This window comes from Paractinoplanes ovalisporus, assembly GCF_016834655.1.
Taxonomy (GTDB): Bacteria; Actinomycetota; Actinomycetes; order Mycobacteriales; family Micromonosporaceae; genus Actinoplanes; species Actinoplanes ovalisporus.
The window spans coordinates 151,151-164,032 of record NZ_JAENHP010000011.1; the positions used below are offsets into that span (position 1 = coordinate 151,151).

The following is a 12,882-nucleotide window of genomic DNA, read 5'->3' on the forward strand; positions in this document are numbered from 1 at the left end:
GGGCCGTAGTCGAATCCGCCCGCCGCGAACCGGTCGTACGCGCCGGTCAGGTCGACGGCCTCGGCGCCGGCGGGCGGCCAGACCGTGCTGTCGAACGGGACCGTGGTGGCGCCGGCGGCGAGCAGGCCGGTGGCGTGCTGGATCCACTCGTCGCCGGGGCGGGAGAAGATGCCGATCGTCCGGCGGCCGTCCGCGCCGGGTGTGCCGACGCGCAGCTGAAGCGGGACCGTGCCGCGCTCGGGCAGCACCAGGGGCGCGGTGAGGGTGAGCTCGTCGAGGCGGTCGCAGCCGACCTCGTCGCCGGCGCGGATGGCCAGCTCGGCGAACGCGGCGCCGGGCAGCACGGTGCGGCCCATGATGACGTGGTCGGCCAGCCAGCGGTGGGCGCCGAGGCCGAGGGCGGCGGTGATGAGGTGGCCGTCGTCGCCGCTCAGCTCGACGACGGCGCCGAGCATGGGGTGGCCGGCGGGTTGCAGGCCGGCCGTGGAGACGTCGCCGACCTGGGGCGCGCCGGTGGGCCAGAAACTGTGGCGCTCGAAGGCGTACGTAGGAAGGTCGGTCTTCTTTCCGCCGTCGAGGAACGAGGACCAGTCGACGTCGACGCCCTGGACGTGCAGACGGGCGAGGGCGGTCAGCGTGGTGAGTTCCTCGTCGCGGTCGCGGCGCAGCATCGGGACGCCGTTCTCGACCATCGCCGACAGGACGGCGTCGGGACCGAGTTCCAGGAATCTGGCGCCTTCGAGGCGGGCGACGTTGTCGGCGAAGCGGACCGTGTCGCGTACGTGGTTCACCCAGTACGACGGGTCGGTCACGTCACCGGACGCGACGATCGGGATCTGTGGCTCGTTGAAGGTCAGGTTTTGGACGGCGTCGCGGAAGTCGTCCAGCATCGGTTCCATCAGCACCGAGTGGAACGCGTGCGACACCGTCAGCCGCTTGGTCTTCTTAAAGCGAGCCGCGATCGCCAGCACCTCGTCCTCGGCGCCCGAGATGACCACCGCGTTCGGGCCGTTGACCGCCGCGATGCTGACGTTCGGGGTCAGCTCGATCTCGTCCTCGGCGGCCTGGATCGCCATCATCGCCCCGCCAGCGGGCAGTTCCTGCATCAGGCGGGCGCGGGCGGCGATCAGGGCGCACGCGTCCCCGAGCGACAGCACACCGGCCACGTGGGCCGCGGCGATCTCGCCGATCGAGTGACCGGCCAAGGCATCCGGACGCAGGCCGAAGCTCTCGGCGAGGCGGAACAGGGCCACCTCCAGGGCGAAGATGGCGGGCTGAGCGATACCGGTCTGGTCGAGGTCCCCTTCTCCGATGGGCAGGTCCAGATACGGGTCCAGCTCGGCGGTGACGGCATCGTAGGCCTCGGCGAAGGCCGGAAAACGCGCGTACAGCTCGCGACCCATCCCGGCCCGCTGCGAACCCTGGCCGGTGAACAGGAACGCCAGCGAGCCGGCTGAAACGACACCCCTGGCCACCTCGGCGCCGTCGATCAGGACAGAACGGTGGTGCAAGCCCGCGCGGGTCGTCGCCAACGAGAAAGCGACGTCGAGGACGGGTGCGTCGACCTCGGCCAGACGCACGATCTGAGCGTCCAAGGAGTCCGCGGATTTGGCCGAGACCAGGAGCGGCACCAACCGGGTCGGGGCGCTTTCCGACGCCTCGGCCGGGGTGCCTTCCTTCGCCGTGGTCGCGGCTTGGGGGCCCGCCTCGATGATGACGTGGGCGTTGGTTCCGCTGATGCCGAACGAGGACACACCGGCGCGGCGGGGCCGGCTCACCGCGGGCCAGCCGGTCGGCCCGGTCACCAGCTCGACCGCGCCCTCCTCCCAGTCCACATGTGACGAGGGCGCGTCGACGTGCAACGTGTGCGGGACGACGCCGTGACGCATCGCCATGATCATCTTGATGACACCGGCGACACCGGCTGCGGCCTGCGTGTGGCCGATGTTCGACTTGATCGAGCCGAGCAGCAGCGGGGCGCCCTCGGAACGGTCCTGCCCGTACGTGGCGAGGAGCGCCTGGGCCTCGATCGGGTCCCCGAGGGTGGTGCCGGTGCCGTGCGCCTCGACCGCGTCCACGTCGGCGGTCCGCAGCCCGGCGTTGGCCAGTGCCTGACGGATGACCCGCTGCTGGGACGGCCCGTTCGGAGCGGTCAGGCCGTTGGACGCGCCGTCCTGGTTGACGGCCGAACCCCGTACGGTGGCCAGGATCTCGTGGCCGTTGCGGATCGCGTCGGAGCGCCGCTCCAGCAGCAGCAGACCGGCCCCCTCACTCCATCCCACCCCGTCGGCGCCGTCGGCGAACGCCTTGCAACGCCCGTCGACCGACAGGCCGCGCTGACGGGAGAACCCGACGAAGGCGTTCGGCGTGGACATGACCGTGACACCACCGGCGACCGCGAGCGAGCACTCCCCCGACCGCAGGGCCTGAGCGGCCAGGTGCAGGGCGACCAGCGAGGACGAGCAGGCCGTGTCAACGGTGACCGCGGGGCCCTCGAAGCCGAACGTGTAGGACACGCGGCCCGACGCGATGCTGCCCGAGCTGCCCTGCCCCTGATAGCCCTCGGCCCCTTCGCCGCCGGCCAGCAGCAGGCCGTAGTCGTTGTACATGACACCGGTGAACACGCCGGTGTGGCTGCCCCGCAGCGTGGCCGGGTCGATGCCGGCCCGCTCGAGCGCCTCCCACGTGGTGGTGAGCAGCAGCCGCTGCTGCGAGTCGGTGGCCAGTGCCTCGCGCGGGGACATGCCGAAGAACGCCGGGTCGAACTCGTCGGCGTCGTGCAGGAAACCACCGTGCCGGGTGTACGTCGTTCCGGCGTGATCCGGGTCCGGGTCGAACAGCGCATCGACGTCCCAGCCCCGGTTCTCGGGGAACTCGGTGATGGCGTCGGTGCCGTCGGCGACGAGCTTCCACAGCTCCTCGGGAGAGGTGACCCCGCCCGGGAACCGGCAGGCCATGCCCACCACCACGATCGGGTCGTCGGTCGTGGCCGCGGTCACCGGCGCGCTGATCTCCACGTCGGCCGCGCCCAGCAGTTCGTCGAGCAGGTAACCGGCGAGCAGCGCCGAGGTCGGGTAGTCGAAGACCAGGGTGGCCGGCAGCCGCAGCCCGGTCTCGGCGCCGAGCCGGTTGCGCAGCTCGACCGCGGTCAGCGAGTCGAAGCCGAGGTCGCGGAAGGCCCGCTGGGCGTCGACGGTGGCGGCACCGTCGCGGCCGAGCACGGCGGCGACGGCGGCGCGGACCAGGTCGGTCAGGTGCGCGATCCGCTCGTCGGCGGGCCGGGAGCGCAGCTGCTCGGCCAGGCCGGTGGCGGCGGCCGAACTGGTGGCCCGGCGGCGCGCGGGCACCCGGACGAGGCCGCGCAGCAGCGGCGGCACGTCGCCCTGGGCCCGCAGGGTGGCCAGGTCGAGCCGGATCGGCAGGACGGTGGCCCGGTCGGCGGCGAGGGCGGCGTCGAACAGCGCGAGGCCCTGTTCGACGGCGAGCGGCGGCATGCCGGAGCGGGCCGCGCGGGCCTGGTCGGTCTCGCCGGCCAGGCCGACGGTCCAGGCGCCCCAGGCCATCGACACCGCGTGGACGCCCTGCGCCCGGCGTTCCTCGGCGAGGGCGTCGAGGTAGGCGTTGGCGGCGGCGTAGGCGGCCTGGCCGGGCGAGCCGATGGTGGCGGCGGCCGACGAGAAGAGAACGAAAGCCTTGAGGTCGGGCAGCAGCTCGTGCAGGTGCCGGGCGGCCTCGGCCTTCGGGCGCATCACCGTGGTCACGCGCTCGGGCGTCAGGGACGAGACAACCCCGTCCTCCAGTACGGCGGCCGCGTGCACCACGGCCGTGAAGGCGTGCTCGGCGACGAGGGCGGTCAGGGCCTCGCGGTCGCTGACGTCGCAGGCCACGTTGGTGATGCGCGGTTCGTCCTCGACACCGGTGCCACGGCGGCTGGCCAGCACCACCCGACCGGCGCCGGCGGCGACCAGATGCCGGGCGATGATTCCGGCCAGGCCACCGGATCCGCCGGTGATGAGGACCGTGTCATCGGTGTCCCAGTCGATCGGTGCCGAGGTCGTCGTCCTCGCCAGGCGCGGTCCGGACAGTTGGCCGTCGCGGACGCGGATCTCGGGCTCACCGGTCGCGACGGCGGCGGCGATCAGGGTGTTGTCATCGGTGTCCACGAGCACGAACCGGCCCGGGTTCTCCGACTGGGCCGAGCGCACGAGACCGCGGACGGCGGCGGAATCCGGGTTCTCGCCGTGGGTCACGAACGCCACGAGGCCGTCGTCGTCCTGCTGCAGACGGTCCAGCACCCCGGCCAGGTCAGTGGCTTCGAACGTCGTGAAGTCGGGCGTTTCGGTGCCCGCGGGCACGGCGATCCAGTCGACGGCGTAAAGGGAGTCGGTTCCGGCCTCGGAGACGGTTTCCGGGCGTACGGACAGGGTTCCGACCGTGGCGACCAGCGCGCCCGAGGGGTCGGTCAGGGCCAGGCTCATGGCGCCGTCACCGAGCGGCGTCACCCGCGCCCGCAGGGCGGTGGCACCGGTGGCGTACAGCCGCACATCGGACCACGAGAACGGCAGGGCACCCGTTTCGAGCATCCCGAAGCCGGCGGCGTGCAGGACCGCGTCGAACAGGGCCGGGTGAAGGCCGAACCCGTCCGTGCCGCCGGGCAGCGCCACGTCGGCGTACACGTCGTCATCGAGCCGCCAGACGGCCTTCAGGCCCTGGAAGTCCGGGCCGTAGACGAATCCGCCCGCGGCGAGCCGCTCGTAGTGGCCGCTGATGTCGACGGCCTCGGCGCCCGCGGGTGGCCAGAACGTGGTGTCGAACGGCTCGGCGGGGGTGGCGACGACGGCCAGCACACCGGCCGCGTGCTGAACCCAGGCGCCGTCGCGGTGCGAGTGGACGGCGAAGGCCCGGCGCCCGGACGGGTCGGCCTCGGCCACAGTCACCTGGAAAGTGACCGCCTCGCCGGCCGGCACCACCAGCGGGGCGGTGAGGGTCAGGTCCTCGACCAGGTCGGCGCCGGCCTCGTCACCGGCACGGATCGCCATCTCGACGAAAGCGGTGCCGGGCACCAGGATCCGGCCGTTGACGACGTGGTCGGCCAGCCAGGGGTGGGTGCGCTCGGAGAGCCGGCCGGTGAACAGGTGACCGCGGCCGCCGGCCAGCTCCACACCGGCGCCGAGCAGCGGGTGGCCGGTGTCGGTGAGGCCAAGTTCGGTGGCGTCGGCACCGCGGGCGACCGGCGGGGCCCAGTACCACTCGTTCTGGAAGGCGTAGGTGGGCAGCGGGATCCGGCGGCCACCGGCCAGCAGCGGCGCCCAGTCGACCCGGACGCCCTGGACGTGCAGGCGGGCCAGGGCGGTCAGCGTGGTCAGTTCCTCGTCGCGGTCGCGGCGCAGCATCGGAACGCCGTTCTCGACCATCGCCGACAGGACCGCGTCGGGGCCCAGCTCCAGGAACCGGGAGCCTTCCAGCCGCACGACGTTGTCCGCGAACCGCACGGTGTCCCGCACGTGGTTCACCCAGTACGACGGGTCGGTCACGTCACCCGACGCGACGATCGGGATCTGCGGCTCATTGAACGTCAGCCCGGCGATGGCGTCGCGGAAGTCGTCCAGCATCGGGTCCATCAGCACCGAGTGGAACGCGTGCGACACCGTGAGCCGCTTGGTCTTCTCGAACCCGGCCGCGATCGCCAGAACCTCGTCCTCGGCGCCCGAGATGACGACCGCGCGGGGGCCGTTGACGGCCGCGATCGAGACTCCGGGCGTCAGAGTGATCTCATCGGGTGCGGCCTGGACCGCCACCATGGCTCCGCCGGCCGGCAACGCCTGCATCAACCGGGCCCGGGCGGCGACGAGGGTGCAGGCGTCGGCCAGTGAGAGCACGCCGGCGACATGCGCGGCGGCGATCTCGCCGATCGAGTGTCCGGCCAGGGCGTCGGGGCGAAGGCCGAACGATCCGGCCAGCCGGAACAACGCCACCTCGAGCGCGAAAATGGCGGGCTGCGCGTTGCCGGTCTGGTCCAGGTCGTCGGCGTCGAAGACCAGATGCGCCATGACCTCGTCGTAGGCCGCCGCGAAGACCGGGAACCGGGCGTACAGCTCCCGGCCCATCCCGGCCCGCTGCGAACCCTGGCCGGTGAACAGGAACGCGAGGGGGCCCTCGGCAACGGCGCCGCGGGCCACCTCGACCCCGTCGACCAGAACGGCCCGGTGCTCGAACCGGGCGCGGGTGGTCGCCAGCGAGAAACCGAGATCCAACGGCGCGACGTCGACCGGCAACCGCGCGATCTGGGCGTCCAGGGCGGCCGGCGTCCGGGCCGAGACCAGCATCGGCACCAGGCCGGGCGCCTCCGCCTCGACCGGCGCCGGGGCGGGCGGCGCGGCCTCGATGATGACGTGGGCGTTGGTGCCGCTGACACCGAACGACGAGACACCCGCGCGGCGCGGCCGGTCCGTCGACGGCCACGGCGTCTCGGCCGTGACCAGCTCGACCGCGCCCTCGGCCCAGTCCACGTGCGTGGAGGGAGCGTCCACGTGCAGGGTGCGCGGCACGACCCCGTGCCGCATCGCCATGATCATCTTGATGACACCGGCGACACCGGCCGACGCCTGCGAGTGGCCGATGTTCGACTTGATCGAGCCGAGCAACAGCGGGATGCCTTCGGAGCGGTCCTGCCCATAGGTGGCCAGCAGCGCCTGGGCCTCGATCGGGTCGCCCAGCGTCGTACCCGTGCCGTGGCCCTCCACCACGTCCACGTCGGCTGTGGACAGCCCGCCGCTGGCCAGGGCCTGCCGGATGACACGGCGCTGCGACGGCCCGTTGGGGGCGGTGAGCCCGTTGGACGCGCCGTCCTGGTTGACCGCCGAGCCGCGCAGCACACCGAACACCTCGTGGCCGTGGCGGCGCGCGTCGGAGAGCCGTTCCAGCACCAGCAGGCCGGCGCCCTCGGACCAGGCGACCCCGTCGGCGGCGTCGGCGTACGACTTGGAGCGGCCGTCGGCGGCGAGCCCGTGCTGGCGCGAGAAGACCACGAACGGCGCCGGCGTCGACATGACCGTGACCCCGCCGGCCAGCGCCAGCGTGCACTCCCCCGAACGCAGCGCCTGCGCGGCCAGGTGCATGGCCACCAGCGACGACGAGCAGGCGGTGTCGACGGTGACGGCCGGGCCCTCCAGGCCGAGCGTGTACGCGACCCGGCCGCTGACCACGCTCATCGAGCTGGCCGTGCCGCGGAAGCTCTCGAACTCCTCGCCCTCGAGCAGGAAGCCGTAGTCGTTGGACATGACGCCCGCGAAGACGCCGGTACGGCTGCCCCGCAGTGTCTGCGGGTCGATGCCGGCCTGTTCGACGGCCTCCCAGGCGGTGGTGAGCAGCAGCCGCTGCTGGGGGTCGGTGGCCAGCGCCTCGCGCGGGGACATGCCGAAGAAGTCGGGGTCGAACTCGCCGGCCTGGTGCAGGAAGCCGCCCTCGATGACGTGGCTGCGGCCGGGCACGTCCGGGTCGGGGTCGTAGAGGCCGGCGACGTCCCAGCCCCGGTTGGCCGGGAAGCCGCTGATCGCGTCGGTGCCGTCGAGCACGAGCCGCCACAGGTCCTCGGGCGAGGTCACTCCGCCCGGGAAGCGGCAGGCCATGCCGACCACGACGATCGGGTCGTCGGTCGTCGTCGCCGGGCGTTCCGGGGCGGCCTCGACCAGAGCGCCGAACAGCTCCTCGTCGAGGTGCCGGGCCAGGACGACCGAGTTCGGGTAGTCGAAGACGAGGGTGGCCGGCAGGCGCAGGCCGGTCTCGGTGGCGAGCCGGTTGCGCAGCTCGACCGCGGTCAGCGAGTCGAAGCCGAGCTCCTGGAAGGCGCGGGCCGGGTCGACGCTGTCCGCGCCGGAGTAGTCGAGCACGGCCGCGACCTGGCTGCGCACGAGCGTGAGCAGGGCGCCGATCCGGGCCTCGGCGTCCAGGCCGGTCAGGCGCTGGGCGAGACCGTCGGCCGGGCCCGTCCGCGGGCGGCGCGAGCGGGTGCGTACGAGCCCCCGCAGCAGCGCCGGAACCTCGGGCTGGGAGCGCAGGGTCGCCAGGTCGAGCCGGACGGGCAGCAGCACCGGCTCGTCGCTCGCCAGCCCGGCGTCGAACAGCGCGAGCCCCTGCGCGGCGGAGAGCGACGGCAGGCCCGTACGGGCGATGCGGGCCAGGTCGGCGGCGGTGAGTGAGCTGGTCATGCCGCCGGTGTCGGGCTCCCACGCGCCCCAGGCCAGCGAGACGGCGTGCTGGCCACGGGCGCGGCGGTGCCGGGCCAGCGCGTCCAGGAAGGCATTGCCGGCGGCGTAGTTGGCCTGGCCGGGGACGCCGAAGCTGGCGGCGGCCGAGGAGAAGAGCACAAACAGGTTCGCGTCGGGCAGCAGCTCGTGCAGGTGCCAGGCGGCGTCCACCTTCGGCCGCAGCACCGTGCCGATCCGCGCGGGAGTGAGCGTGTCGATGACGCCGTCGTCGAGCACGGCCGCGGTGTGCACGACACCGGTGACGCCGTGCTCGGCGATCAGGGCGGCCAGGGCGTCCCGATCGGTCACGTCGCAGGCCACCACGCTGACGGTGGCGCCCATGTCGGCGAGTTCGGCCACCAGATCCTCGGCGCCGCCCCGGCGGGAGGCGAGCACGAGGTCCCGTACGCCCAGGTCGGCCACCAGGTGGCGGGCGATGAGCCGGCCGAGGCCGCCGGTGCCACCGGTGACCAGGACCGTGCCGTCGGCGGCGGCCGGCTCCTGCGGGAGGGGGGCCCGCAGGAGCCGAGGCGCCAGAAGCCGGCCGTCGCGGACAGCCAGGCGAGGTTCGTCGACGGTGACCGCGGTGGCGAGGTCGGCCGGTCCGTCCAGGTCGATGAGCGCGAAGCGGCCCGGGTGCTCGGAGGCGGCGGAGCCGACCAGTCCGGCCACGGCCGCCTCGGCCGGGCCGTCACCCCGGGTCAGGAAGACCAGCCGGGCGTCGGAATGCCACTGCTGGATCGCGGTGAGCACGTCGGTGGTGGCCCGATGGGTGGCCTCGACCGGGTCGCCGCTGGTGTCCACGGCGCGCACCACGACCCTGGGCGTGACATCGTCGCTGAGCGGCGCGATGCCCAGGCCGAAGAGGTCGTCGCCGAGCAGCGCCAGGCTGGTCTCCGACGACCCGGGAGCGACCGGCGTCCATTCGATGCGGAACAGCGAGTCGCGGCCGATCGCGGCCGGTCCGTCGAGGTGGGACGGGCCGATCTCGCGGACGACAAGGGATTCGACCGAGGCCACCGGAACGCCGCCGGCGTCGGCCACGGCGAGGTCGATGGCGTCGCCGTCGAGGCGCAACCGCACCCGCACGTGCGAGGCGCCGGCGGTGTGCAGGGAGACACCGCGCCAGGCGAACGGCAGGCCGCCCCGGCTGATCGGGCCGAAGTCGGCCAGCCCGGCCGCGTGCAGGCAGGCGTCGAGCAGGCCGGGGTGCAGGCCGAAGGCGTCGGCGCCGGAGTCCAGCGCGGCCTCGGCGAACACGTCGCCGCCGCGGGTCCAGACGGCACGCAGACCGGCGTACGTCGGCCCGTACGCGAAACCGCCGGAGGCGAACCGCTCGTAGCAGCCCTCGATGTCCACCGGGGTCGCGCCCTCGGGCGGCCAGGTGGTGGCGTCGAACGGCACGGAGGTGGCGCCCAGGGCGAGGTAGCCGGTGGCGTGCGCGGTCCAGACGTCGTCGCGCCGGGAGTGGATGGTGATGGCGCGGCGTCCGCTGTCGTCGGGGGCGTCCACGGCGATCTGCAGCTGCACCGAACCGTCGGCCGGGATCACGAGCGGCGCGGTGAGCGTGAGGTCTTCGACGCGGCCGCAGCCGACCTCGTCACCGGCCCGCACCGCGAGCTCGACGAAGGCAGTGCCGGAGAGCAGCACATGGCCCTGCACGACGTGGTCGGCCAGCCACGGGTGGGCGGCGAGCGAGAGGCGGCTGGTGAACAGGTAACCGGTGGTGCCGGCCAGTTCCACCCCGGCCCCGAAGAGCGGGTGGTCGACCCGGCCCAGCCCGGCCGCGCGCAGGTCGCCGAGGCCGCCCCGCACCGCGGGCCAGTAGCGTTCGCGCTGCCACACATAGGTGGGCAGGTCGACGCGGCGGGCACCGGTGCCGGCGAACCAGGGCGCCCAGTCGACGGCGACGCCCTGGACGTGCAGGCGGGCCAGCGCGGTGAGCGTGGTCAGTTCCTCGTCGCGGTCGCGGCGCAGCATCGGCACGCCGTTGTCGACCATCGCCGACAGCACGGCGTCCGGGCCCAGTTCGAGGTATCGCGTGACTCCGGCCTCGGTCAGCGTCGCCACGTTGTCGGCGAAGCGGACCGTGTCGCGCACGTGGGCGACCCAGTATCCGGGGTCGGTCACGTCACCGGTGGCCACGATCGGGATCTGCGGCTGGTGGAACGTCAGCCCGGCGACGACGCGGCGGAACTCGTCGAGCATGGGCTCCATGAGCACCGAGTGGAAGGCGTGGGAGACGGTGAGCCGCTTGGTCTTCTCGAAGCGGGCGGCGATCGCCAGCACCTCGTCTTCGACCCCGGAGATGACGACCGCGTCCGGCCCGTTGACCGCCGCGAGGGAGACTCCCGGCGTCAGTTCCAGCTCGTCCGGCGTGGCCTGGATCGCCACCATCGCCCCGCCGTCCGGCAGCGCCTGCATGAGCGCGCCGCGGGCCCGCACCAGCGTGAGCGCGTCCTCCAGCGAGAGCACCCCGGCCACGTGGGCGGCCGCGATCTCGCCGATCGAGTGGCCGGCCAGGTAGTCCGGGCGCAGGCCGAACGACGACGCGATGCGGAACAGGGCCACTTCGAGGGCGAAGATGGCCGGCTGGGCGTTGCCGGTCTGGTCGAGGTCGTCGTCGGCGAGCTCGGCCAGCCCCTCGAACGCGTCGGGGAACCGGGCCGCCAGGTCCCGGCCCATCCCGGCGCGCTGCGAGCCCTGACCGGTGAACAGGAAGGCCAGCAGGCCCTCGGAGGTGACGCCCTGGGCGATGTCGCTGCCGTCGACCCGTACGGCCCGGTGCTCCAGGCTCGCCCGCGAGGTGGCGAGAGAGTAGGCCACGTCGAGCGGCCGCAGATCGGGGTGGTCGGCGAGGAAGCCTTCGAGGCGCCGGGACTGGGCGTCGAAGGCCGCCGCGGTACGGCCGGAGAGCAGCCACGGGAGCAGGCCGGCGGGCCGGGCGGGCGGCTGGTCGACGGCCTCGGTCGCGGGGGCCTGTTCGAGGACGACGTGGGCGTTGGTGCCGCTCACACCGAAGGCCGAGACACCGGCCCGGCGCGGGTGCCCGGTGGCGGGCCAGGGTCGCTGCTCGGTCAGCAGTTCGACGCTCCCGGCCTCCCAGTCCACGTTGGAGGTCTGCTCGTCGACGTGCAGGGTCTGCGGCAGCACGCCGTGGCGCAGCGCCATCACCATCTTGATGACACCGGCGACACCGGCTGCGCCCTGCGGATGCCCGATGTTCGACTTGATCGAGCCGAGCTGCAGCGGGTGCGGCCGGTCCTGCCCATAGGTGGCGAGCAGTGCCTGGGCCTCGATCGGGTCGCCGAGACGGGTGCCGGTGCCGTGCGCCTCGACCGCGTCGACGTCGGCCGGTTCCAGACCGGCGTTGCCGAGCGCGGCCCGGATGACCCGGCGCTGCGACGGCCCGTTGGGGGCGGTGAGCCCGTTGGAGGCGCCGTCCTGGTTGACCGCGCTGCCCCGGATCACGGCGAGCACGTGGTGACCGTTGCGCTGGGCGTCGGAGAGCCGTTCCAGCACGAGCAGGCCGACACCCTCGGACCAGCCGGTGCCGTCGGCCGCCTCGGCGAACGACTTGCAGCGTCCGTCCGGGGCCAGGCCACCCTGGGCGGTGAACGCGGCGAACGCGGTCGGGGTGGTCATCACGGCCACACCGCCGGCCAGGGCCAGGGTGCACTCCCCCTGCCGCAGCGCCTGCACGGCCAGGTGGGTGGCGACCAGCGACGACGAGCAGGCGGTGTCAACGGTGACGGCCGGGCCCTCGAAGCCGGCGAAGTAGGAGACCCGGCCGGAGAGCACGCTGGCCACCGCGGCCGTGGTGGCATAGACGGTGTTGTCCTCGCCGGTGCGGGCGAGCAGGCTGGCGTAGTCCTGGCCGGTGGTGCCGATGTAGACGCCGGTGCGGCTGCCGCGCAGCGAGAGCGGGTCGATGCCGGCGCGTTCCAGGGCCTCCCACGAGGTTTCGAGCACCAGGCGCTGCTGCGGGTCCATCGCCACCGCCTCGCGCGGGGAGATGCCGAAGAACCCGGCGTCGAAGTCGGCCACCCCGGCCAGGAAGCCGCCCTCGCCGGTGGTGCTGTGCAACGACTCCAGGTCCCAGCCCCGGTCGGCCGGGAACGGCCCGATCGCGTCGCGGCCCTGCTCGACCAGGTCCCACAGTTGTTCCGGGGAGGCGACGCCACCCGGGTAGCGGCAGCCGATGCCGACGATCGCGATCGGCTCGACCGCGGCCGAGACCAGTTGCGCGTTCTGGCGGCGCAGGCGGTCGTTCTCCTTGAGGGAGGTGCGCAGCGCCTCGACATACTGCTTGGTGGCGTCCGTCATCAGGCTTTCCTCTGCTCCCCGGTCAATTCGTCGTGCCCTCGATGGCCAGCCGCAGCAGGCTCGCGGCGTCCATGTCGTCGATGGAGGTCTCGTCGTCCCCGGCCGTTTCCGGCTCGGGTTTCTGGTCGTCGTCGCCCAGCTGCAGCACCATCTCGAGCAGGCCGGCCCGGCGCAGGCGGCTGATCGGGACGGCGGCCAGCGCGGCCCGGATCTCGGCGTCGGGGTCGTCGGCGACCTCGGCCCCGCCCGGTGCCAGCTCCCCCCGCAGGTATTCGGCCAGCGCCTGCGGCGTCGGGTAGTCGAAGACCAG

At 73.5% G+C, this 12,882-nt stretch carries 1 protein-coding gene (running past one end of the window); it reads right to left on the minus strand.

Annotated elements, in window-relative coordinates; genetic code table 11:
• A protein-coding gene (locus JIG36_RS29410) for a type I polyketide synthase (RefSeq protein ID WP_203379652.1) crosses the window boundary here: on the minus strand, positions 1 to 12,572 show its 5' portion. The gene continues 16,411 nt to the left of window position 1, outside the view; only the first 12,572 of its 28,983 coding nucleotides appear in the window; its start codon is at positions 12,570 to 12,572; the stop codon falls past the left edge of the window.
• Between the last annotated feature and the right edge of the window lie 310 nt (positions 12,573 to 12,882).